General features: G+C 63.7%; 24 protein-coding genes. 2 read left to right on the plus strand and 22 right to left on the minus strand.

The annotated features are described in order from the left end of the window. Nucleotides 1-45 precede the first annotated feature (45 nt). The 18 genes from OS914_RS04460 to dacB form a co-directional block, all read right to left on the minus strand. Nucleotides 46-2,535, minus strand: a complete 2,490-nt coding sequence (locus tag OS914_RS04460; protein ID WP_267544844.1) for an ATP-dependent Clp protease ATP-binding subunit — start codon at nt 2,533-2,535, stop codon at nt 46-48. A 98-nt stretch (nt 2,536-2,633) separates the two neighbouring features. Continuing rightward, nucleotides 2,634-2,960 carry a histone-like nucleoid-structuring protein Lsr2 gene (locus tag OS914_RS04465; protein ID WP_267544845.1) on the minus strand — a complete coding sequence of 109 codons (327 nt, stop codon included), beginning with the start codon at nt 2,958-2,960 and terminating at the stop codon, nt 2,634-2,636. A 158-nt stretch (nt 2,961-3,118) separates the two neighbouring features. After that, complete coding sequence (locus tag OS914_RS04470) at nt 3,119-3,283, minus strand: hypothetical protein (RefSeq protein ID WP_267544891.1); 165 nt, start codon at nt 3,281-3,283, stop codon at nt 3,119-3,121. Between the two features lie 12 nt (nt 3,284-3,295). Beyond that, nucleotides 3,296-4,762, minus strand: coding sequence for a lysine--tRNA ligase (gene lysS, locus OS914_RS04475; protein ID WP_267544890.1), 1,467 nt, complete (start codon nt 4,760-4,762; stop codon nt 3,296-3,298). A 111-nt stretch (nt 4,763-4,873) separates the two neighbouring features. Beyond that, entirely contained in the window at nt 4,874-5,806 is a 933-nt protein-coding gene (gene panC, locus OS914_RS04480) for a pantoate--beta-alanine ligase (RefSeq protein WP_267544846.1), read from the minus strand. A gap of 54 nt (nt 5,807-5,860) precedes the next feature. Then, entirely contained in the window at nt 5,861-6,766 is a 906-nt protein-coding gene (locus tag OS914_RS04485; protein WP_267544847.1) for a Rossmann-like and DUF2520 domain-containing protein, read from the minus strand. Continuing rightward, nucleotides 6,756-8,264 carry a PH domain-containing protein gene (locus tag OS914_RS04490; RefSeq protein WP_267544848.1) on the minus strand — a complete coding sequence of 503 codons (1,509 nt, stop codon included), beginning with the start codon at nt 8,262-8,264 and terminating at the stop codon, nt 6,756-6,758. Before OS914_RS04490 ends, OS914_RS04485 begins: the two co-directional genes overlap by 11 nt. After that, nucleotides 8,261-8,770 (minus strand): PH domain-containing protein, encoded by a 510-nt coding sequence (locus tag OS914_RS04495; protein ID WP_267544849.1) that lies wholly within the window; start codon nt 8,768-8,770, stop codon nt 8,261-8,263. Before OS914_RS04495 ends, OS914_RS04490 begins: the two co-directional genes overlap by 4 nt. After that, complete coding sequence (locus tag OS914_RS04500; protein WP_267544850.1) at nt 8,763-9,263, minus strand: DUF3180 domain-containing protein; 501 nt, start codon at nt 9,261-9,263, stop codon at nt 8,763-8,765. Before OS914_RS04500 ends, OS914_RS04495 begins: the two co-directional genes overlap by 8 nt. A 100-nt stretch (nt 9,264-9,363) precedes the next feature. Next, complete coding sequence (gene folK / locus OS914_RS04505; RefSeq protein WP_267544851.1) at nt 9,364-9,930, minus strand: 2-amino-4-hydroxy-6-hydroxymethyldihydropteridine diphosphokinase; 567 nt, start codon at nt 9,928-9,930, stop codon at nt 9,364-9,366. Further along, nucleotides 9,927-10,313 (minus strand): dihydroneopterin aldolase, encoded by a 387-nt coding sequence (folB, locus tag OS914_RS04510; protein WP_267544852.1) that lies wholly within the window; start codon nt 10,311-10,313, stop codon nt 9,927-9,929. Before folB ends, folK begins: the two co-directional genes overlap by 4 nt. Next, complete coding sequence (gene folP / locus OS914_RS04515; RefSeq protein ID WP_267544853.1) at nt 10,310-11,257, minus strand: dihydropteroate synthase; 948 nt, start codon at nt 11,255-11,257, stop codon at nt 10,310-10,312. The genes folB and folP overlap by 4 nt, the downstream gene beginning before the upstream one ends. Before the next feature lie 12 nt (nt 11,258-11,269). Continuing rightward, nucleotides 11,270-11,920 (minus strand): GTP cyclohydrolase I FolE, encoded by a 651-nt coding sequence (gene folE, locus OS914_RS04520; protein WP_267544854.1) that lies wholly within the window; start codon nt 11,918-11,920, stop codon nt 11,270-11,272. 7 nt (nt 11,921-11,927) lie between these two features. Beyond that, nucleotides 11,928-14,015: an ATP-dependent zinc metalloprotease FtsH gene (gene ftsH, locus OS914_RS04525; RefSeq protein ID WP_267544855.1), complete on the minus strand. Its 2,088-nt coding sequence runs from the start codon at nt 14,013-14,015 to the stop codon at nt 11,928-11,930. A gap of 239 nt (nt 14,016-14,254) precedes the next feature. Beyond that, the gene (gene hpt, locus OS914_RS04530; protein ID WP_267544856.1) at nt 14,255-14,806 is read right to left on the minus strand and encodes a hypoxanthine phosphoribosyltransferase; all 552 of its coding nucleotides are present in this window, start codon (nt 14,804-14,806) and stop codon (nt 14,255-14,257) included. A gap of 36 nt (nt 14,807-14,842) precedes the next feature. Continuing rightward, nucleotides 14,843-15,940: a tRNA lysidine(34) synthetase TilS gene (gene tilS / locus OS914_RS04535; RefSeq protein ID WP_267544857.1), complete on the minus strand. Its 1,098-nt coding sequence runs from the start codon at nt 15,938-15,940 to the stop codon at nt 14,843-14,845. Nucleotides 15,941-15,945: 5 nt separating this feature from the next. Continuing rightward, nucleotides 15,946-17,097: a zinc-dependent metalloprotease gene (locus OS914_RS04540; protein WP_420713861.1), complete on the minus strand. Its 1,152-nt coding sequence runs from the start codon at nt 17,095-17,097 to the stop codon at nt 15,946-15,948. Between the two features lie 32 nt (nt 17,098-17,129). Further along, nucleotides 17,130-18,554, minus strand: a complete 1,425-nt coding sequence (gene dacB / locus OS914_RS04545; RefSeq protein ID WP_267544859.1) for a D-alanyl-D-alanine carboxypeptidase/D-alanyl-D-alanine endopeptidase — start codon at nt 18,552-18,554, stop codon at nt 17,130-17,132. Between the two features lie 276 nt (nt 18,555-18,830). Between dacB and OS914_RS04550 the strand changes: the two genes are divergently transcribed. Next, entirely contained in the window at nt 18,831-19,319 is a 489-nt protein-coding gene (locus OS914_RS04550) for an inorganic diphosphatase (RefSeq protein WP_267544860.1), read from the plus strand. A 129-nt stretch (nt 19,320-19,448) separates the two neighbouring features. Here OS914_RS04550 and OS914_RS04555 read toward each other — a convergent pair whose 3' ends face one another. Beyond that, nucleotides 19,449-20,342: an HAD family hydrolase gene (locus tag OS914_RS04555; protein WP_267544861.1), complete on the minus strand. Its 894-nt coding sequence runs from the start codon at nt 20,340-20,342 to the stop codon at nt 19,449-19,451. A 45-nt stretch (nt 20,343-20,387) separates the two neighbouring features. Further along, the gene (serS, locus tag OS914_RS04560; RefSeq protein WP_267544862.1) at nt 20,388-21,701 is read right to left on the minus strand and encodes a serine--tRNA ligase; all 1,314 of its coding nucleotides are present in this window, start codon (nt 21,699-21,701) and stop codon (nt 20,388-20,390) included. 116 nt (nt 21,702-21,817) lie between these two features. Between serS and OS914_RS04565 the strand changes: the two genes are divergently transcribed. Beyond that, nucleotides 21,818-22,870 carry a diacylglycerol/lipid kinase family protein gene (locus OS914_RS04565; protein ID WP_267544863.1) on the plus strand — a complete coding sequence of 351 codons (1,053 nt, stop codon included), beginning with the start codon at nt 21,818-21,820 and terminating at the stop codon, nt 22,868-22,870. Between the two features lie 11 nt (nt 22,871-22,881). Here the strand turns inward: OS914_RS04565 and OS914_RS04570 are convergent, their stop codons facing one another. Then, the gene (locus OS914_RS04570) at nt 22,882-23,097 is read right to left on the minus strand and encodes a hypothetical protein (RefSeq protein WP_267544864.1); all 216 of its coding nucleotides are present in this window, start codon (nt 23,095-23,097) and stop codon (nt 22,882-22,884) included. 107 nt (nt 23,098-23,204) lie between these two features. Beyond that, entirely contained in the window at nt 23,205-23,531 is a 327-nt protein-coding gene (locus OS914_RS04575) for a rhodanese-like domain-containing protein (protein WP_267544865.1), read from the minus strand. Nucleotides 23,532-23,751 lie beyond the last annotated feature (220 nt).

Here is a 23,751-nt window from a genome sequence, read left to right on the forward strand (position 1 = left end):
CGCCACACTCACCGTGCAGTTGCTGCGGTGTTTAGCCGTGCAGTGCTAGGCGCCTGCGGGCAAGGCATCGGGGACGCGCGGCTTCGCCGTTCCCTCGAAGGTGAACTTGGCGTCGTCGCCCTCCCCTGCCACGTCAATAGCGACGATATCCCCGGCCTTGATCTCGCCGAAGAGGATCTTCTCGGAGAGCTGGTCCTCGATTTCGCGCTGAATGGTGCGGCGCAGCGGCCGGGCACCCATCGCGGGATCGTAACCCCGGGTGGCCAGCAGTACCTTGGCGGCACTGGTCAGCTCGATGCCCATGTCCTTGTCCTGCATACGCTTTTCCAGCCTGGCGACGAACATGTCCACGATCTCGATAATCTCCGTCTGGGTCAGCTGCGGGAACACCACAACGTCGTCCACGCGGTTGAGGAACTCGGGACGGAAGTGCTGTTTGAGTTCTTCCGTGACCCGGGCACGCATCCGGTTGTAGCCGGTCTGCATGTCCGTGCCGGACTGGAAGCCGGTGGCCACGCTCTTGGAAATATCCCGGGTACCGAGGTTGGTGGTCATGATGATGATCGTGTTCTTGAAGTCCACCACGCGACCCTGGCTATCCGTCAGACGTCCGTCCTCGAGGATCTGCAGGAGCGAGTTGAACAGGTCCGAGTGGGCCTTTTCCACCTCATCAAAGAGCACCACCGAGAACGGCCGACGGCGGACCTTTTCGGTCAGCTGCCCACCCTCCTCATAACCGACGTAGCCCGGAGGGGCACCGAAGAGGCGCGAGACAGTGTGCTTCTCCGAGTACTCGGACATATCCAGCGTGATGAGGGCGTCTTCGTCGCCGAAGAGGAATTCCGCCAGCGCCTTGGCCAGCTCCGTTTTGCCGACGCCGGTGGGGCCGGCAAAGATGAACGAGCCACCCGGACGCTTAGGATCCTTCAGCCCGGCACGCGTGCGGCGGATAGCCTGCGAGATGGACTTTATCGCCTCGTTTTGGCCCACCACACGCTTATGCAGTTCGTCTTCCATTTTCAGCAGACGCGAGGACTCTTCCTCCGTGAGCTTGAAGACCGGGATGCCAGTCGAGTTGGCCAGCACCTCAGCAATCAGTTCCTCATCAACCTCGGAAATGTCATCCAGCCCGCCGGACTTCCATTTGCGTTCCTTCTCCGCCCGCGCGGCAATGAGCTTTTGCTCCTTGTCACGCAGCGAGGCAGCACCCTCGAAGTCCTGTGCATCAATAGCGGATTCCTTCTCCCGCTTGACCTCAGCAATGTTGCCGTCCATGACCTTAAGCTCCGGCGGCGCAGTCATCCGCCTGATGCGCAGCCGGGCCCCTGCCTCATCGATGAGGTCAATGGCCTTGTCCGGCAGGAAACGGTCGCTGATGTATCGCTCGGAAAGCGAAGCAGCAGCCGCCAAGGCGCCGTCTGTAATGGAAACCCGGTGGTGAGCCTCGTAGCGGTCGCGCAGGCCCTTGAGGATCTCGATGGTGTGGACGACATTGGGTTCAGCCACCTGGATAGGCTGGAAACGCCGCTCCAGCGCTGCATCCTTTTCAATGTGTTTGCGGTACTCATCCAACGTGGTGGCGCCAATGGTCTGCAGCTCACCGCGCGCCAGCATTGGCTTAAGGATCGAGGCCGCGTCAATGGCACCCTCGGCCGCGCCTGCACCGACCAGCGTGTGGATCTCGTCGATGAACAAAATGATGTCCCCGCGCGTGCGGATCTCCTTGAGGACCTTCTTCAGGCGTTCCTCAAAATCACCGCGGTACCGTGACCCTGCCACAAGTGAGCCGAGGTCCAGCGTGTACAGCTGCTTGTCCCTAATGGTTTCCGGGACATCTCCGCGCACAATGGCCTGGGCCAGGCCCTCGACGACGGCCGTCTTGCCGACGCCCGGCTCACCGATCAGGACGGGATTGTTCTTGGTCCGGCGGGAGAGGACTTGCATGACGCGTTCCATCTCGTGCTCGCGCCCGATGACCGGGTCCAGCTTGTTTTCGCGCGCTGCCTGGGTCAGGTTCCGGCCGAATTGGTCCAGGACCACCGAACCGGCGGGCGCGCCTTCCTGTTGCCCGGCACCGGAAGCGACAGGCTCCTTGCCTTGGTATCCGGAGAGCAGCTGGATAACCTGCTGGCGCACTCGATTGAGGTCGGCGCCGAGCTTGACCAGGACCTGCGCCGCAACGCCTTCGCCCTCGCGGATCAGGCCAAGCAGAATGTGCTCCGTGCCGATGTAATTATGACCAAGCTGCAGGGCCTCGCGCAGCGAGAGCTCCAGCACCTTTTTGGCGCGCGGGGTGAACGGGATATGCCCGCTCGGTGCCTGCTGGCCCTGACCGATGATTTCCTGGACCTGCTCACGCACGCCATCAAGGGAAATGCTCAGCGACTCAAGTGCCTTTGCTGCGACACCCTCGCCCTCGTGGATGAGGCCGAGCAGAATATGCTCGGTGCCGATGTAGTTGTGGTTGAGCATGCGGGCCTCTTCTTGGGCCAGCACGACAACTCGTCGGGCTCGATCGGTGAATCTCTCAAACATTGCGCCACACTCCTAGCTACTGCGTACTTTGATGCTACGCAGGTACCGGGCTCCGTGGGGGCTTGTTCGCCACGGGGGAAATATGCAGGACGCGGCGCTTAGCCGTTGGCCCGGAAGTACGCCTCCTGGATTTCCGCCTGTATCCTGCCACGTTCGCGGACGGGATAGCCGTTTTCCCGCGCCCAGCGCCGGATCTGCCCCACGTCCTGGCCCTTGGACGTGCTCCCGGAGCGGCCCTTGGTTACGCGGCCCGTGACACGTCGGCCCTTGGTGAGATAAACGCCTAAGGCCTCGCGCAACTCACCGGAATGGGCGGTGGAAAGGTCGATTTCATAGCTGACACCGTCGAGGGCAAAACGGACATTTTCATCCGCGGGGCCCCCATCAATGTCATCGACCAGGGTGATTTCAACTTTTTGCGCCATCAGAACCCCTTACATAGATTCACGGATCCGCTGAGCCTGACATATAGCAGACCACACCTAACGGACGGTTGCTATTGCCAATTCATTTCCATATTAAGTATGGCTCTCTGCAGGTGCGCAGTCAAAGGCCTTTAATTCAGCTGTGGAAATGGAACCTTTTAATCGAGTCTTTCGTCCGCTTCCCGCTCGGCCTGTGCCAGCGCCTCACGTTCCGATCTGTCGGCATTGAAAATTGCCTTCATGGCGAAATAAAACAGCGCCGCAAGGGCGGCCGACGGGACGATAACCGCCAGGTAGGGCACCATAGCTGCCAGAAAATCCATTATTTCCCTCTTCTATTCTGGTTTTGGGAGGCTTTCGGGCTTCATAAGGGGGAAGAGAATGGCCTCGCGTATTCCCACACCGGTAAACAGCATTACCAGCCGATCCACCCCCAGGCCCAGGCCACCCATCGGAGGCGCACCATATTCCAGGGCGCGCAGGAAGTCTTCATCTAGCGCCATGGCCTCCGGATCCCCGGCCGCGGCCTGGAGCGACTGTGCGGTGAGCCGCTCGCGCTGAATCACCGGGTCCACCAATTCGGAGAACGCTGTGCCGGTTTCCCGGCCGTCAATGATCAGATCCCACGCCTCGATCAGCCGACCGTCCGCGCGGTGCGGGCGGGCCAGCGGCTGGGCCGACGGCGGATAGTCGCAGACGAAGGTCGGCTGGATCAACGTTGGCTCAACGATCTCGCCAAAGAGCTCCACCGCCAGCTTCTCGGCATCCCACGCCGGATCAACTGGCACGCCGCGCTGCGCGGCGATGGCCCGCAGCGCCGGCGCCGACGTCTCAGGTGTTATTTCCTCGCCGATGGCGTCCGAGAGCCCCCGGTACAGCGGCAGCCAGGGCCACTCGCCGTCGAGCTCCACCGTCCCGCGCGGCGTCTGGATGGTCCGCGAACCGGCCGCGTCGGCGCACGCCAAAATTATGCGCTGCATGATCCGGGCCATGCTGAACTGATCCCCGTAGGCTTCATAGGCCTCAAGCATGGTGAATTCGGGGCTGTGGGTGGAATCAACGCCTTCGTTGCGGAAGATGCGGCCGACCTCGAAGACCTTGTCAATTCCTCCGACGACGGCCCGCTTGAGGTAAAGCTCGATCGCGATGCGCAACGTCATGGGCTGATCAAAGGCATTTAAGTGTGTCCGGAACGGCCGGGCAGCAGCGCCGCCGTGCAACAGCTGAAGAATAGGCGTCTCCAGCTCAAGGTAATCCTCGCCGTGCAGGGTGTCCCGAATGGCCCGGACAATTGCCGAGCGGGTCCTGACCTGGTCACGGGCCTCCTGGCGGACAATCAGGTCTACGTAACGCTGGCGGACGCGCATTTCCTCGGAAAGCTCCGCGTGCAGCACCGGCAGCGGGCGCAGCGCCTTGGAAGCCATCCGCCACGAGTCCGCCATGATGGAAAGCTCACCGCGCCGCGAACTGATGACCTCCCCGTGGATGAAGACGTGGTCCCCCAGATCCACCAGCGCTTTCCAGTTAGCCAGTGTCGCCTCCCCCACCACCGCCAGGCTCAGCATGGCCTGCAGCCGAGTTCCGTCGCCGGCTTGGAGGGTGGCGAAGCAGAGCTTGCCGGTATTGCGGATGAAAACGATGCGGCCGGCAACACCGACGATGTCGCCGGTGCTTTCATCGGCCGCCAGCTCCGGGTACTGGGCGCGCACCTGCGCCAGCGTGTGGGTCAGCTCGACACCGACCGGGTAGGCCTGCGCCCCCGTTTCGATCAGCTGTGCCCGCTTTTCCATCCGGACCTGCATCTGCTCGGAGACTTCCGCGGCTTCTGGGATCAGGGTTTTTTCATTGCTCACAGGAGACAAGTTTAGTCCGTGGAACCGGGAACGCTTCCCAGCTGCGGACCCCGGGTCCGGTCAGTACCCCAAGGGCATGCTGTCGATCAGCCGGACTGGGCCAACCCGGGCTGCGATCAGAGCCAGCGCCGTACCGGTGAATGGTGTTTCGCGGCAGTTCTCCGCCCTCGGCTCCAACGTCTGGGGGTCAACAATCTCGAAATAATCCAGTTCCGCTAACGGCTGGCTTTTGATCATTTCGAATACCGAATCGGGATCCAGCGGAATGTGCCGGTCCGCGCGGTCGCGGAGGAGTTTCAGGGCCCGGGAAAGAACCAGGGACGCGTCACGTTCGGCCGTGGAAAGGAAGCGGTTCCGACTCGAAAGTGCCAGGCCTTCGGCACTGCGCACGGTCGGGACTGCGACTATCTCGACGGGAAAATTCAAATCTGCCGCCATTTGCCGGACGAGGACCAATTGCTGAGCATCTTTTTGGCCGAAATAGACTCGGTAATCCCCCGCCGCGGGCTGGCAGATATGCAGCAATTTGGCGACCACTGTTAGTGCGCCGTCAAAATGTCCCGGCCGGGAAGCCCCTTCATACTTCTGGCCTAAACGCCCGGACGCCACGCAGATCGACGGTTCGCCTGCCGGATAGATCTCCAGTGCCGAGGGAGCGAAGACCAGGTCCACCCCCGCTGCCTCAAGCAAGGCCATGTCCGCATCCAACGTGCGCGGATAGCGGTCCAGGTCTGCCGGGTCACCGAACTGCAAAGGGTTGACAAAGATGCTGGCGACGACGACGTCGTTGTGCTCCACCGCGGCGCGCGCCAGACCGGCATGGCCGGCATGCAGTGCGCCCATGGTCGGCACGAAGCCCAGCGACGGCAGCTGCGCGGACCCGACGGACCCGACGGCCGGCCCCTCTTGGTGGGCTTCCTGGCTTTTTTTCGCCAGCAAAGCCGCACTGGCGCTCCGGAGTCCGGCAATGGTGGTGGCAAGCGCGATGGCCATGATTTGAATCGCTTTCGTGGATTGGATTAAACGTGCTGCAGCGCAGCGGGAACGTTAAGCCGGCGGCAGGTGATCGGCCAGTGCCGCCTCGATCAGCTGAAGCTGAACCGGCGTGAGCAGACCTCGCGCCGCTGCCCGTGACGCGGTGGCTGCGGCCATGGCGAGATATGCGGCAACAAAATCTTCCGTCCCATCGCTGTCGCCGTACTCCCGCAGGGCGTGGGCATGCGCCGCGACCGTGCCCACATCACCGCGGGCGACTGGGCCGGTCAGCGCCGATTCGCCGGACGCCAGCGCGTTCTCCAGGGAGGCCCGCAACAGCGGTCCGAGCATCCGGTCCGGTGCTTCGACGCCAATATCGGCCAGCAGTTGCGCGGACTGCGCCGCCAGCGTGACCAAATGGTTGGCGGCATGTGCCAACGCGGCGTGGTAGAGAACCCTGTCCCCCTCCGCGATGACAACCGGTTCGGCACCCATTTCCACCACCAGCGCCTGCGCAATCGGCAGCATGGCCGGATCGGCGCTGACTCCAAAGCAGCAGTCCGGCAGTCTCGCCAGGTCCAGCGTCATTCCCGTGAAGGTCATTGCGGGGTGCAGCGCCAGCGGTATGGCACCCGCGGCGCGCGCCGGTGCCAGCACACCCGTGCCGTAGCGCCCGGAGGTGTGCGCGACGAGCTGCCCCTGCTGCCAGGCTCCGGCGCTTGCCAGGCCCTGCACCAACACCGGGAGAGCGTCATCCGGGACGGCAAGCAGCACCAGTTCCGAACGCTCAATCAGATCGGGGATTTCCAGTACCGGCACTCCCGGCAAAAGGACTTCGGCGCGGTCCAGCGAATTTGCCGACACGGCAGAAACCCCGACGACGGCATGGCCGGCGGCACGCAGAGCGGCCCCCAGCACGGCTCCCACCTTCCCGGCTCCAATGATCCCGACGCCCAGTCGTCCGGGCTTAGTGTTCATGGTTGCTCTCCTCTAACCAGCGGTCCGGGCGACCGATTCGCCGCGCTGTGGCCGCACGGGCGGCCTGCCCGGTGAATAGTTCGTGTGCCGTGGCCGTGTCCAGATGACGAACTACCGGGCGGACCGGCCCCGCGGTGGAATGCAGCTCAAAATTCACCAGGTGCAGCCGGCGCATCAGCGGGCCCTGAAACAGGCTCAACGATTGGGTGCGCTCATGCGGCACGACCTGGAGGCGGCGGAAGAACACGCCGTGCCGGCAGAGCAGTGCGGTGTCCGTAAACCGGTAGCCATTACGCCGCCAGGCCAGCGGATCCAGCAGCCGGGCGCGCGGCGGGGAATGGACGAACCCGTGCGCGGTCCCCTTGCCCCGAAGCCCGGCCCGGAAGACCCCCAGCGGGTCGGCCGTGCCGGGGTCCGGGAAGATCAGCCCCAAAATCGTCATGACCTCCGCCTCGGTGCCTACCGGCAACACCACCGTCCGTGGCCCGCTGTCCCGATGATCCGATCCGTAGCCGGCAACGTTGATATGTACGCGGTACCACCCAGCGGGCCGCCACCAGGGGCTCTGCGTGATTCCCACGGCCTGCACTCTTCCGGGCGGGATGGTCTGCGCCCGGGTATCGAGCATGCCGTAGCGCAGCCGGACTCCGTCGGGGGATTGGGCTATGCGGAAATTACAGTCAATGGTGAACGCTTTCCAGTAGGCGGCCGCCACGGCGAGCGCCAGCGGGAGGAACACGGCAAGGATCGACGGCGAACCCGTAGCGTACAGCGCGCCGATGGCGGCCGCGGCGAGGGCCAGTGCCGCGACGGAGATACCCGAAAGCAGCGTTGCGCCGGCAATCCGCCCCGGCGTCAGCGCCAGCACCGCCCGTTCCGGAGCCTGCGGGGCAGCCGATGGCCGGCATGGGTCCACGCTCATGCCCGATGCCCGGGCCAGAATCGCTGCCCGCAGCCGCTGTGCCTCGTCCAGTCGCAGAAAGGACAGTTTCATCGCTGATTTTCCCGCGTCCGCAACCTCGAATTTGAGTTCCGCCAGGGCAAAAATCCTTGCCAGCAGCGGTTGCACCACGTCAATGGCCTGGACCCGGTCTATCCGCGCCTGCCGCTGCCGGCGGAAAACCACGCCACTGTTGACCCGCACGTGATCGTTGGTGACCTGATATCTCGTGTAGTACCAGGACAGGAAGAAGTAAATACCAAAGACCACCACGGCGGCGCCCAGAAACAGAAGAATCAGCCAGGCGGGTGCCCCAGCCGGGTTGTGTCGCCCGCCGGAGCGAATCGACGCCAGCAGATCGTCAAAAGAGTTACGCCCGAATAGGAAGATCAGGGCGACGACGGCGAGCCAGCCGCGCACCAGAGGGGAGACGGGATGCACCCGATGCCATTCGTCAACGGAGTCGGTACGAAAACCGGTCCCCTGCGCGAACGCCAAGCCGGCGGTACGGCCCTGCGCATCGTCGTTGGGCGCAGCTGGCCCGGACACCACGCTCATAGCCCTGCCAACTTTGCCTCACCACGGGCGGACAACTGCTCGCGCAACCGTGCCGCCTCCGCTGTCGGCAGGCCGGCAAGGAGGGCGTTGGTGCTCGCCGAAGCCGTGTGCAGCTTGATCGAACTCAGGCCGAAGAGCCGCTCCACCGGGCCGACGGAAACATCGACGTACTGCATCCGGCCATAGGGCACCACCATGACCCGCTGAAAGAATATTCCGCCGCGGATCAGCAGATCATCGTCCCGCTCCGCATAGCCGATCGCACGCACCTGGCGCGGAATCAGCGCAAGGCGCCAGAGCATGATCAGCAGGGTCAGCAGCAGGATGGCCCACGCCAGCCAGCCGGGAAAGCCGCCCCAGACGCCCGCCAGCCTCAGCACCAATGGAAGGGAAGCCACGGCAACGGTCAGGAGGGAGCCCAGACCCCGTTCGAGGAGCCGGACCGTGACAAGCTTCGGGGAAACATGCCTAAACTCCAGTCCCGCCGGGGAAATCGGCTCACGCATATTCTTCCTCGCCGGTGCTCGTCCGTTTCGGTCCCCCCGCCGGTGGCGGGCCGTCCTCCGGCGGGATCCGGCAGAACCGTTCCACGATGAAACCAACCGCGACCATGACCAGACCCCCGGCCACCATAGCCAAGGCCAGCCAAATGACGCTGAGGTTACTGCGCAGGGCTACCGTGGGCAGCTGGTCCACCAGGATCCCTGCATGCCAGCCAACCAGCAGGGCACCGGCATAGGCGCAGGCCTGCGCCAGCACCCAGGTCCGGGCCGCCAGGATGGGATTGAGCACCCGGTCCCGCTTACCGTTGCGCCAGCGGCGGACGCGAAGCCCGAAGACCAGGGTCATTAGCACGATGATTCCCATGGTGATCAGCGAACTCAACGGCAATACGGGGGTGGGCAGGCTCCCGCGATTGGTCAGCATCGTCGCCACCCAACCGGCGGCGCCGGACACGAACGCTATTACGGCCAGCCAGAGGGGCCGGATGGTTTTCATGCTTCGCCTCACCCATCTCGGTTGCCCATCTGGTTCCACCGTACAGTTCTTTCCCGGCACGTGATGCAGTTCCGGCCATTCCCCCGCAAGCTGCGGGACGTTAGCTTGCAGCGCCGAGGTGGAGACCGTCGTCATCCGCAAAGTGCTCGATGCCGGCGAAATCGGGGGCATTGTGGGCCAGGGCCGAGACCGGTTCACCGTCGAGCGTGGCCTGCGGGTCCATGAGCGCCCACGGATACAGCACAAACGCACGCTGCGCTGCACGGGGGTGCGGCAGCGTCAGCCGTGCGTCAGCACTGCTGACGCTGCCGTAAGTGATGATGTCCACATCCAGGGTTCGTGCCCCCCAGCGGACCTCGCGGACGCGCAGATGCAGGTTTTCCACCGATTGGCAGTGCTCCAGCAGGGCGTAAGGCTGCAGCGAGGTGTCGATCTCCAGCACCATGTTCAGAAACTCCGGCTGCCCGGGAGGGCCGCCAACCGGCTTGGTCTGCACTACCGGCGAAACGTCCCGCAAGCGCACCTCGGGCCGGTCGACCAGTTCGGCGACCGCAGCGCAGAGGGTGTCGTTGCGCTCTCCCAGGTTGCTGCCGAGGGCCAGCACAGCCCTCGTGAAGGCCGGCTCGGTGGCAGCGGCGCTCATGCCTTCCCGCGGGCAAATGCTCATTGTTTTTCCCGGTAAATACTCACTGCTACGTCGCCGAAAGGAACCTGGATCGGGGCCTTCGGTTTGTGTACCGTCACCTCGACGGCGGACACGGGGAATTTGAGCAGAATCTGCGCAGCTATCCGCTCGGCGAGGGCTTCGATTAAATCGAACGCCGGCCCGGTAATCAGGGCTGCGATTAAGTCCGCGGCGTCGCCATAATTGGCCGTCAGGAGAAGGTCATCGGCTTCCGCGGCGGCCCGGATGTCGGTGTACAGCACGGCATCGACAATGAACGGCTGTCCGTCACGTCGCTCGCGCTCGAAAACCCCGTGCCGGCCAATCGCAGTGACGCCCGTGAGAGCGATCCGGTCCGGGCGGTGCAGCGCCGGGCGCGCGCTCATCGGCTGGCCTTCTGCGCAGGAACAGATAAATCGGGAACGCGCCCGCATTGCTGTGCAGCTACTTTTGCCGCGGCAAGGTTGCCGACCACATCATGGACCCGCACGCCCCAAGCGCCATTCGCGGCAGCCAGGGCCGTGGTGGCTACGGTGGCGCTGTCGCGCTCCTTGGGCGGGGCCGCCTTTCCGGCGCTGGCCAGCAGGGACCCCAGGAACCGCTTTCGCGAGGTCCCTACCAGCAGGCGGTGGCCCAGCACCTCGAATCGGTGCAGATTTGCCAGCAGTTCCCAGTTCTGATCGGAATTCTTGGAAAATCCCAGTCCAGGATCCACAATGATCTGTTCCGGACGGACACCGGCCTGATAAAACCGGTCCCGCACCTGCGCCAACTCGGAGATGACATCCCCCACCACGTCGGTGTAGTCGGTCAGGGCGTCCATGGTTTTGGCAGTGCCTCGGCGGTGCATGAGCACGTACGGCACGCCGCGGCTGGCCACCAAGGACACCATCTCCGGCTGAACACTCATTCCGGAGACATCGTTAATCAGGCCGGCACCGGCGTCCAGCGCTTTGGCAGCAGTATCCGCATCCCTAGTGTCCACGCTGATCAGCGCCCCGGCCTTGACCAGGGCTGCGATGACCGGCAGGATCCGGCGCTGTTCTTCCTCTGCGGGAACCTCTGGAGCGCCGGGGCGGGTGGATTCGCCGCCGACGTCGATGATGTCCGCTCCGGCATACATCATCCGCAGACCGTGCGCGATCGCGGTGTCAAGGGAATTGTGTTCGCCGCCGTCGCTGAACGAATCCGGGGTGCAGTTCAGGATCCCCATCACTACCGCACGGTTCGTCGGCAGGTCGGCAAATCCGGCCACCCGCCGAGGCCCCCGCAGCACCGGCAGGGGCGAGGTTGCGGGTCCGGTCCCGGGTGCTGCTGCAAGGGAATCCATAAAGTGCTGGTGTTACCTTCCGAGAATCAAGCTCATGGCTTCGGCCCGGGTCGCGGGCTCGTGCAACAAACCACGCACCGCGCTGGTCACGGTCTTGGCGCCGGGCTTGCGCACGCCGCGCATGGACATGCACATGTGTTCACATTCGACGACGACAATAGCACCGCGTGGCTTGAGGTGCTTAACCAGCGCCTCCACAATCTGCGTTGTCAGGCGTTCCTGCACCTGGGGTCGTTTGGCATACACATCCACCAGCCGTGCCAATTTGCTTAGCCCCGTCACCCGGCCCTCCAGCGAAGGGATATAGCCGACGTGCGCGGACCCGTGAAAAGGCACCAAGTGGTGCTCACAGGTTGAATAGAACGGAATGTCCTTCACCAGCACCATTTCCTCGTGCGCGATGTCGAACGTGGTGGCAAGGACGTCCGCGGGATCCTGATGCAGACCGGCGAAGACCTCTCGGTAGGCCTTCGCAACGCGCTTGGGCGTGTCAATCAGCCCGCTGCGGTCCGGATCCTCCCCAATGGCCAGAAGAATCTCTCGGACGGCTTTCTCGATCCGCGGCAGGTCAACGTGCGGCGCCCCGCCCGCCTTCGCCGTGCCGCCGTCCTCCGTGCCGCCGTCGTCAATTCCGTCAGCGTCAATATCGCCACAGTCGGCCATACCGGACTCAGCCCTGCGCCGAATGCGGCGGCTGCTCGCCGGGCTGGCCCGGTCTGCTGCCATTGCGCGCCGCCGGCGAGTCCGGAGCATCGACGCTGCCGGTCAGGTTGGCGTGCGCCAACTGATCCTGCGGCGGCACCGTTTCAGGGGCTGGCTCACGGGCAGCGGCGGCATCCCGGCGTTCCTTCTCACTGACCACCGGTGGCAGGTCCGACACGGGCCGGCTCTGTTTGGACAGCCAGACGTCACGGAGGTCGCGCTTGCGGATGTCCCGGAAAATGTACTGAATCTCGGCCTGGTTGAGGGTTTCACGCTCCAGCAGTTCCAGCGCCAGGCGGTCGAGTACATCGCGGTTTTCATTCAGGATTGTGTAGGCCTCGTCGTGGGCCTGGTCTATCAGCCGGCGTACTTCCTCATCGATGACGTAGGCTACCTGATCCGAGTAATCCCGATCATGCCCGGCATCACGGCCCATGAACGGCTCGCCTCCGCCGGTGCCGAGCTTAACCGCGCCGATCCGCTCGCTCATGCCGAACTGGGTGACCATTTTGCGGGCCGTTGCGGTTGCCTTTTCAATGTCGTTGGAAGCTCCTGTGGAGGGGTCGTGGAAGACGATTTCCTCGGCCGCGCGGCCACCCATCGCGTAAGCCATCTGATCGAGCAGTTCGTTGCGCGTGATGGAGTACTTATCATCTTCCGGGACCACCATGGTGTAGCCAAGTGCCCGGCCGCGGGGAAGAATGGTGATCTTTGTGACCGGGGCAGTATTCCGCAGCGCGGCTGCAACGAGGGCATGGCCGCCCTCGTGGTACGCCGTGATCTTGCGTTCCAGCTCCTTCATCACGCGGGTGCGCTTCTGCGGTCCGGCCATGACACGGTCAATCGCCTCATCCAGTGCCCGGTCGTCGATCAGCTGTGCATTGGAGCGTGCGGTCAGCAAAGCCGCTTCATTGAGCACATTGGCCAGATCCGCGCCGGTGTAACCCGGAGTCTTTTTCGCCACCGCATTGAGATCCACGCCGGGGGCCATCGGTTTGCCCTGTGCATGTACGCGCAGGATCTGCTCGCGGCCGATCCGGTCCGGCGCCTCGACGGGGATCTGGCGGTCAAAGCGTCCGGGCCGCAGCAACGCCGGGTCCAGAACGTCCGGGCGGTTGGTGGCCGCGATCAGGATCACGTTGGTTTTGACATCGAAGCCGTCCATTTCGACCAGCAGTTGGTTCAACGTCTGTTCGCGTTCGTCATTGCCGCCGCCGATGCCGGCACCACGGTGGCGGCCGACGGCGTCGATCTCGTCCACGAAGATGATGGCCGGTGAGTTCGCCTTGGCCTGCTCAAAGAGATCGCGCACCCTGGAGGCACCGACGCCGACGAACATTTCGACAAAGTCGGAACCGGAGATGGAGTAGAACGGGACGCCCGCTTCGCCGGCAACGGCCCTGGCCAGCAGCGTCTTGCCGGTTCCCGGAGGACCGTAGAGCAGCACGCCCTTGGGAATCTTGGCGCCGACGGACTGAAATTTTGCGGGCTCCTGCAGGAACGACTTAATTTCGTGCAGTTCCTCCACCGCCTCATCAGCTCCGGCAACGTCGCTAAACGTCACCTGCGGATGATCCTTGGTGATCAGTTTGGCCTTGGACTTGCCAAACTGCATGACCTTGGAACCGCCGCCCTGCATCCGGGAGAGCAGGAACCAGAAAATGGCACCCAAAAATACCACTGGCAGGATCAGGCCGAGGATGCCGGACCAGAAATTGTTCTGGATCGGCTGATCATCAAAGCTCTTCAAATCGGCGGAGCTGACAGCCTTAACGACGTCCGCGCCGCGCGCATCAACGAAGAAGAACTGCACGTCCTTGCCGGCCTTCACACCGCTGGGGGTGGTGTAGTCGTTCTTCAGCACCAGATCCACCCGGTCCTCGCCGTTGAAGATCTTCGCCGACTCAACTTGACCCTTATTCAGCAGTCCCAGGGCCTCAGAGGTGTCGATCTTGGTCGGGCCGCCGCCGGAAAGGGTGCCGAACGCAATCAGGAGCAGCACAACAACCGCAACGATCCACACGATTGGACCCTTGAAGATTTTCTTAATGTTCATGAGCTCGAGGCCGTGCCTCGCCCCTCCCGATCAATACGTCAGATAAGTCAGTTTGCTGCCGAATGCAGACGCGACTGCACGACTACCGTACTAGCTTTACACGCCCGCAAACTTTCACGATCGACGCGGGCGTTTAGTTCCCTGACAGCGGAAAAACCACACCACGGGCTTCCTTACCTAGACCGCGACGGAGCAATTTGATCGAGACTGCTTCATTGCGGGCACTTCAGCTGATGATTTTACTCGTAAATGTGCGGAGCGAGGGTACCGATGAAATCCAGGTTTCGGTACTTCTCCGCAAAGTCCAGCCCGTAACCGACGACAAATTCGCTGGGAATGTCATAGCCGACGTACTTGACATCGATTTCCACCTTGGCGGCCTGCGGCTTGCGCAGCAGCGTGCAGATCTCCACCGATGCTGGTCCGCGGGAGATCAGATTGGCCTTGAGCCAGGACAGCGTCAGGCCGGAGTCAATGATGTCCTCCACAATGAGCACATGCTTGCCCATCAGGTCGGTTTCCAGGTCCTTGAGAATCCGCACCACTCCGGAAGATTGGGTCCCAGAACCATAGGACGACACGGCCATCCAGTCCATGGTCACATGGCTGTGCAGGGACCGGGCCAGATCCGCCATCACCATCACCGCGCCCTTGAGGACGCCCACCAGCAGGACGTCACGACCGGCGTAATCCGCGTCGATCTGCCCGGCAAGTTCCGCGACTCTCTCCTGGATCTGTTCCTTGGTGTAGAGAACGTGCTTTAGATCGGCCTGGACGTCTTGTGAATCCACCAATTGCTCCTGGTGTTGAAGGGGTCGTGCGTGCAGTTAGGCATTGCGTCTAAAGACTAGCTTCCCATAGCCGGAGCGGTCCTGGGGAACCGAGGCGCGCCGCGGTTGCCGGTACACGCTGACCCCACCGGCCAATTCGACAGGTCCGGCGGATCCACGTCGCGCCAGCAGGGCTTCGGCGGCCAGGAGACGTTCAAAACTGGGCTGCTCCCCGCCAAGTCCGACGACGGCAAGCGCCAAGACGCGCTGCCGAAGTGCGGCGGGGAGGGCGCGCAGGTCTTCTTCGGAGATCCTGACCTCCCTGGACGCAGCCGAATCCGTCCCGTGAACCTCACTCAGCCGGTGATACTCGACGGCTGCCTGTTGATCCAGATAGTCCGCGTCCTGCGCCAGGATCCGCGCCGAGCGGTATAGCGACTGCGCAATGCCGGGGCCCAACTCGTCCTCCAGGTACGGCAGCACACGGGTTCGGACCCGGGAGCGCAGAAACACCGGATCATCGTTGGTCGGATCGTGCCAGGGCTGCAATCCCTCGGCGGCGCAGATCTGCAGCGTTTCAGTCCGCCGCAGTCCCAGGAAGGGCCGTAAGTAGATCCTGCGCCGCTGCGGGATGCCGGCTAATGAGCGGGTGCCGGAGCCGCGGGCCAGGCCCAACAGCACGGACTCCGCCTGATCATCCAGGGTGTGGCCAAGCAACACGGTGCGGGCGTTTAGCCGCGCCGCGGCTTCATCGAGCGCCGCGTAACGCGCGTGCCGGGCGGCCGCCTCCGGACCGGTACCCACCTGGGTGCTGGTGACGCTGCTGATCTCCACCGGGTCCAGGCCGATGCCCCGAAGTATCCCGGCCGTTGCCTCCGCCACCGCCCGGCTGTGCGGCTGCAGCTGATGATCAACAATCACTGCACCTACCCGGATTTCTCCCCGGCGGCCCAGAAATGCGGCAACTGCAGCCAGCGCCAACGAATCCGGTCCACCGCTGCAGGCCACCAGAATCAGCGGACGCGCTTCCCCGCTTGAGGCCCGCTGCGCTTCCTGCCGCAGCCTGCCCGTGGTGGCAACACCGAGCAGATCGCCCACTGCCTTCCGTGCCTTGCCGACGACAGGATCTAACCGGGGGCGTGGTGGGCCCTGCATCGGGATCAGAGTCCCATCCGATGGACCCAGCGGATGGGATCATGAATTTCCTGCTCGTTGGGCAGATGATCCGCGCTGGTCCAGACATGGTTGAACCCCTGCATCCCGGCCTCGGCCACCACGGCCCGGACAAAGCGGGCGCCATCACTGTACTGGCGCATCTTCGCATCCAAACCCAACAGGTTGCGAATGAACTTCTCCAGCACTCCACGGTCCTTGCCCCGGGAGTTGAAACGCTGCCGGATGGTCCGCACGCTTGGCACGATGCTGGCGTCCACCGCATCCATCACCACGTTCGCGTGCCCCTCCAACAGGCTCATCACCGCGGTCAGATGCGACAGGGCGGCCTTTTCCTCCGGGTCCTGCAGCAGATCCAGCACACCGCCCCGGCTCGGCGTTGTGTCGGTTGCTCGTTCCTTCCGGTTCCGAGTGAGCGAACGCGCGGCGGCTGCCACTTTTTCGGTGAGCTTTTCGGTATCTCCTACCAGCAGGGTGCTGAGTTTTTCGATCTCACTGAGCATGTGGTGCCGCAGCCAAGGTGCAGCAGCGAACTGGACCCGGTGGGTCTGCTCGTGCAGACAGACCCAGAGCCTGAAATCTGCGGGATCAACGTGGAGCTCCCGTTCGACGGATAGAATGTTCGGTGCCACCAGCAGCAGCCGGCCTCCGCCGGCACCGGTGGATTCCGCCCCGGCGGTCGAGGCAGGCGAGGCAGGCGAGGCCGGCTCGGCAAAGGGATCATACTGGCCCAGCACTTTGCTGGACAGAAATGCCAGCACACTGCCCAGTTGCGCGCCGGTGACCGTCCCGCTCACGGCAGTACTGGACGGCCGCTGGGCCGCCTGTTTTTTGGCTAGTGCGGCCATCGTCGACGCCATCAGGACCGAGAAACTTTGCGTATTGGCCCGCGCCCAGGACGCCCTGTCCACAATCAGAACCTGGGAATCCCGCAGATCCCGGGCCGCGTCAAGGCCGGTGATTTCGTGCACATACGGCACGGATCGGTCAGCACTCACGCGCAGATCAGCTACGGCCGCTCCGATCTCCGCTGCACTCAGGGCCGGGCCCGCCGGCGCCAACCTGGCGGCCGTGGAGGCGGCAAGCTCCCAATTGATCAGGCTTGTTCCCGGTCCGGCGGCGCTGTTCGGTAAATCCATAGTCTCCATCAGATCACACAACAAGGCACCGGTCAGCGGCAGCCGCAACCTGCCAGGATGGTCGCCGACGCGTCGATAACGGGTTTTGCCGCCGCGCTGCCGCCTTCCAGGTCGTTGCCGATCAGGGAAAACACCAATAACCGCCCGTCGGCATCCACCACGTATCCGGAGAGCGATATGACAGAATTCAGCGTCCCGGTCTTGGCCCGGACCAGACCGGCTCCCCCCACCGTCCCGGGGTCTAGATAGCGTTGCCCCAGCGTTCCGCTCAGGCCCGCAACAGGCAGGCCCAGCATGCCCAAGCGCAGATCCGGATTTGGGTCCGTGAGCATGATTTTCACTGCCTGGGTCAGTTGCTCCGCGCTGACCCTGTCGGCAGCGGCCAGCCCACAGCTGTCCGCCAGCACCAAACCGTCGGTTTTAACGCCCAAGGTGCCCACTGTTTCCCGCACGGCTTCGCTCGCTCCCGCCGAGGAGCCATCGTTGTGAAGATTCGCCGCGCTCATGCGCGCGAGCGTTTCCGCCACGTAGTTATCGGACTCCTGCAGCATGTATTGGACCTGCTCGCCCACGGTGGCTGAGCTGACAGCGGCCAGGGCAGCGGCGCCGTCGGCCGCGGTACCGCGCCGGATATCGGGCTTGACGTCGATTCCCAGGGCGGCCAGAGCTGCCGCGAACGCCGACGCGACCCGCATCGGCGAGTCCTGCGGCCGGACTCCGACGGACGCATCCGGCGTCAGTCGGGCACCATAGAGCGCCATGGGAAACACCGGCGCGATCTCGCCTGCGTCCACGTCGGCCTGCAACCAGGCCGGGTTCAGCGCCGGACCGGTGAAGAGTGTGTCATCGACGTCGATGCTCACCGCCGCTATGCCGTTGGCTTTGAGTGCGACGGCGGTCTGCGCCGCCAGCGAGGCCACGCCGGCATGCCCGACGGTAGCCTGCCCGTCGCTGTTACCCGGTGTGAGCAGTACGTCACCACCGCCGCGCAGCACGATCGAATCGGCCCCATCCGCGGTCCGGCCCCCGGCCAATACGGTCGTACTGAACCGGGTCTGCGCCCCCAAGGCCGCCAAGGCGGTCAGTGCCGTGAGCAACTTTTGGCTAGACGCCGGAAGACGCCCCGCGGAGGCATTACGGCTGTACAACACCTGGCCGCTCGCTGCGTCCTGAACCAGTGCTGCGTAGTTTCCCCCCTCCCGTGCCACCAAAGTCGCGTCGAGGGCCTTGGACAACGTCCTGCCGTCCGGGACCGGCGCGCCGGCATACAGGCGGCCAATTCCGTCGGGAGTACTCAACGCCGTCGGCAGCTGCTGTCCAGCGGGAGCGGGCGGCAGCGGGGCGGCGGCCGGCAGGGGGGAAAATGCCGGAGCCACGTTAATTCCGACCGGAACAGCCAGCACGCCCAGAACAAGCGTCAGCAGGGCCGCCGCCAGGACATTCGACGTGCGGCTCATGGGGAATAACGCCCTTCGGTGCAGGAAAAACAACAGCAGAATATTCGCGTGCGACCAGCGCCGAACGGCATCGCTCAAGGACGCCGGGCAACGGTGCAGTGCGGGTCGCTATATCCTCATATTAGACGGAACGCCGGCGCGCCTTTCGCGTTGCTGACCTTCATGGGGCAGCAGCGAGCGCTGCCGCCGTTCGGAGATCGCCTGACCAATACCCGCTGACCAACACCGGACGCTGCGGGTTTGACCCCAACAATGCGAACAGCCAAGGAGCATTAGATGAAGCACGACGTCACCATCGAAATCCCGCGCGGATCCCGCGTCAAGTATGAAGTCGACCACGAGACGGGCCGGGTGCGGCTGGACCGCGTGCTCTTCACCTCCATGGGATACCCCACGCACTACGGCTACTTCGAGGACACCCTCGGCGAAGACGGGGATCCCTTAGATGCCCTGGTGCTGCTGCAGGAATACGACCTGCATCCCGGTGTGGTGGTGCAGGCCCGCCCGATCGGCGTCTTCAATATGACAGACGACGGCGGCGGCGACGCCAAAGTGCTCTGCGTCATCGATGACAAACGGTACGACCACATTCAGGAAATTTCCGATGTTGACGACTTCCTGATCAAGGAAATTGAGCACTTCTTCACGCACTATAAAGACCTTGAGCCGGGCAAATGGGTCAAAGCCGAGGGCTGGGAAGACCGCGCAGCGGCCGAGACCGAGCTCGAAGCCTCGATCAAGCGCTTCGTGCCGGGCGGGCACTGACACCGGGCGCAGACAGCGCACCTTTACAGGAATCAGGAACGACGGCGGCTCCCGGACCGGGAGCCGCCGTCGTTGTGGTGTGCACGGTCCTTGACCACGGGCTTCAGCGGCGCTCCGTCCCCGGCTGCTTTAGAGCAGGCTGCGTAAAACGTGCGCGGCGCCGTCGTCGTATACCGACGCCGTCGTCTCGTTGGCAGCAGCGCGCACCGCGTCATTGGCCTGCCCCATGGCAACCCCACGTGCGGCCCACGTCAGCATTTCGATGTCGTTGTTGCCGTCCCCGACCGCCACAGTGTGCGATTGCTGCACGCCCAGGCGCGAGCGGAGCTTTTCCAGCGCCGTCGCCTTACTGACACCGGCCGCCGCGATGTCCAGCCACGCAGTCCAGCCCACCGAATAAGTGACACCCTGCAGCCCGCAGGCCGCGATGGCGGCGGCGAACTCCGCCGTGCTGCTGTCCGTGCTGTTCACCACCACGCGAACCGCTTCAACGTCGAGCAAATGCTGGAAATCGACTCCCTTGGCTTCGATGCCGAAACTGCGGTCCTGGAAGCGCTCGGTGGCCAGGAAGTTGCCGTGCGCATCCTCCACCGCATATCGGGCCCCCGGCAGGCGCTCCCGCAGCGCGGTCAGGGCAAGGCGAGGGTCGAACGTTTCGCGCTCGATCACCTCGTACCCCCATTCCAGGGACGGATCCAGCCGCACGGTCACGCCGCCGTTGCTGGCAACGCCAAAACCGCGCTCCAGCCCGATCTGCTTCACAACGGGCAGCAGCGCGCCCAGCGAACGGCCGGTGGCGATGATGACCTGATGACCGGCAGCCACGCTCTGGCGGGCGGCGGCGCGTACGGCATCACTCATCATCCCGTCGTGGTCCACCAGGGTACCGTCCACATCAAGGGCGATCAGGTGGCTGGGGAGGTTGCCCCCGTTAGCGTCGTCGTTGCGTTTGGTGATGTTGTCGCTTTCGTTATACCTCTGGTCCTCGGTGCCAGAGACTTCTGATGAAGTCAATATAGTCATTGACCAAGTCAAGCAGATGGAAGCGGCCGCTGGCTAGGAAGCAGATCACAGCACCGGGAAGACCTCAAGGCCGCCAAGATATTTGCGCAGCGCGGCCGGAACGTTGACCGAACCATCCGGATTCTGGTGGTGTTCCAGAATGGCAACGATCCACCGCGTGGTCGCGAGCGTCCCATTGAGCGTAGCGACGGCGCGGGTCGTACCCTTGCTGTCCTTGCTTCCGGCCTCCTTCTGCGTACCTGCCGGTGCCGGCACGCGTTCGCGGATATTGAGTCGGCGCGCCTGGTAGGTGGTGCAATTGGACGTCGAAGTGAGTTCCCGATAGGCATCCTGCGTCGGGATCCAGGCCTCGCAGTCGAATTTACGGGCCGCGGATTGACCCAGATCGCCAGCCGCCGTGTCGATTACCCGATACGGCAGGTCGACCTTCGCCAGCATTTGCTCCTCCCAGCCGAGCAGGCGCTGATGCTCCGCCTCCGCGTCCTCCACCGTGGTGTAGGTGAACATTTCCACCTTGTTAAATTGATGGACTCGGATGATGCCCCTGGTATCCTTGCCGTGCGATCCTGCTTCCCGCCGGTAGCAGGACGACCAACCCGCATAGCGCAGCGGGCCGTTGGACAGATCCAGGATCTCATCTCCGTGGTACCCGGCAAGGGCAACCTCCGAGGTGCCGACCAGATACAGGTCATCTTCGGCCAACCGATAGATCTCGGCGTCGTGCTTAACGTCGAATCCGGTGCCGGCCATGGTCTCCGGCCGCACCAGAGTCGGAGTGATCATCGGCGTGAACCCGGCATCGATGGCCTGATCCATCGCCAATTGCAGCAACGCCAGCTCCAGCCTGGCCCCAACGCCCCGGAGAAAATAAAAACGCGAGCCGGAAACCTTGGCGCCGCGTTCCATGTCAATGGCGCCGATCAACTCGCCGATTTCCAGATGGTCCTTGGGCTTAAAGCCCTCGGCGGCGAAATCCCGCGGAGTTCCCACGGTACGCAGCACCACGTAGTCGTCTTCCCCGCCGGCCGGGACACCGGAGGACACCAGATTTGCCATGCCGCGCACCAGCACATCAGCAGCAGCAGCGGCGGCATCGGCCTGCGTGGACGCGGCTTTCACCTGCCCCGCGAGATCCTTCACCTCGGCCAGCAACGTCTGCTTGTCGGCACCCTTGGCCTGCGCCACCTTTTTCCCGAAGGCATTCTGCCGGGCCCGCAGCGCTTCGTAGCTGCTAATGGCGTTCCTGCGCGTCGCATCGGCCGCGATGACCGCGTCAATCACAGCGGAATCTGCACCGCGCGCCCGCTGGCTGGCTCGGTAGTTATCGGGGTTTTCGCTGAGGTCTTTGACATCGATCACGCTCCAAGCGTATCCAACCGCACGCCCAGCCAGATGCAGGCCGCCCCGGCGCCCCTACCGGGCGCGCAATCCGGGGGCCGCATGACCGGCCTGCCAACAGCTATTGTTAGAGGATTATGCCCACCTCGGTTCTGGTCCTCATCATAGTTTTAGCGTCCCTTGCCTTCCTGACCGCCAGTTGGTGGGGCGTGCGGAAACTGGCGCAAAAACATACCCGCAGCGCTGTCGCGGACGTCCCGCACAAAGGCCAGACGGGCAAGCAGAAGGTGGTTGTGATCCTCAATCCGGTCAAGACCGGTGCGGCCGATGCCAAGACCTTCATCCTGCGCTCGGCTGCGCTGGCGGGCTGGAAGGAACCGATCTTCCTGGAAACCACCCGCGAGGACCCAGGGTACTCACAGGCCCGTCGTGCCCTGGATTACGGTGCCGACGTCGTTGTCGTGGGCGGCGGGGACGGTACGGTGCGCGTCGTGGCGGAGGTCCTGCGGCACACGCAGGTACCAATGGGGGTAATTCCGCTGGGCACCGGCAATCTGCTGGCCCGGAACCTTGGCCTGCGCATTAACGACATTCACAGCGACGTGCAAACCGCACTGTTCGGCCATCAGCGCCATATTGATACGGCCACGATGGCCATGGAGAACTCCGTCACGGGAGCCAGTTCCAAACACGCGTTCCTGGTCATCGGAGGCCTGGGCATGGATGCTGAGGTGCTCGGCGATACCAGCAGCCGGCTCAAGAGTTCGATGGGCTGGCTGGCCTATAGCGAGGCAGGCATGCGGCACCTGCCCGGTCGGCGGAAGAAAATCAGCATTGCCATGGACGGTGCGGATCCGCAGCAACGCAAGGTCCGGACGGTGCTCTTTGCCAACTGCGGTCTACTCCCGGGGGGCATCGATTTTGCCCCCGATGCGCTGCTGGATGACGGCGTCCTGGATGTTGTGGTGGCCAGTCCACGCAGCGCTCTGGGCTGGGCAGCAATGGCGGTGAAAATTGTCCTCCAGCACAAGGGCCGGCTGCCGGTGATCGATTATTACCGGGCGAAAACAATCACCATCCGCACCGCCGTGCCGGAGGAGACCCAGCTCGACGGCGACATCTTCGGCAAAGCGACGAAGGTTACCGTCGCCGTCGAGCCTAAGGCACTGCTGGTGCGGGTTACGCCTTAATACGAAATCGGCTAGATGACCGGCGGGGCAGCTTCCCTACCGACATCGCCGGCCGACTGCTCTGCGTGGCCCTGCTCGGTGATCAGCTCCTCTTCCTCGCTGAAGCGCAGTTCATTGGCGTCATCCCCGGCATCTCCCACCGAGTCGTCACGCTTATAGTCGGCACCGGGGTTGGTGATGGTGCCATCGTCATTACTGTCCCTGCCGGAGTGCATGCTTTCGCTCACTGGGTCCGCCTTTTCTGTCGGTGCACTCCCCCGTGCACGCCCCGCTATGGGGTTCACTCAGCTTACTTTCAATATCTGAGCTTTCAATGCCGGCGGCAGTTCCGGTGCTACAACACTCGCGGGGGCTGCGAATTTTCCGACACCATCGGGCGTTCGGCCTCGACCCACGCACCCATGCCACCGGCAACGTTCGTGGCCGAATAGCCGTTCTCCGTCAGCCACGTTGTGGCACGGAGCGAGCGGCCGCCGGTGCGGCAGATGATCTGGAGATCCTCGTCCGGATCCAGCTCGTCCAAGCGCGCCGGAATCTGCTCCAGCGGTATATGCAGCGCCCCGGCGATGTGCCCGGCCTCCCACTCGTAGTCCTCACGGACATCAAGGATCCGGGAATTTTCGTCCAGCGCCGTCACCTCAGTCGTCAGAATGTCAGCCATTGTGATCTCCTTTTCCATTAGCGGATTCGTGCGCAGGCGCTCGTCCAACGCGGCTTTTGCTTCAGTTTATCGCCGGGATCCACTCCGCGGGGAGGCGACGAGACTCAGCTAAAGTGCTCGCGAAATGGGGTGCGTGCCGCATTTGAGAAGTGCTCGCGAAATCTCTGGTGCATGTTCGGGTGCTTTGGTGTGCTGGAGGGATGGACTATGGGATGTCGTT

Source organism: Arthrobacter endolithicus (assembly GCF_026627425.1).
Taxonomy (GTDB): Bacteria; Actinomycetota; Actinomycetes; order Actinomycetales; family Micrococcaceae; genus Arthrobacter_M.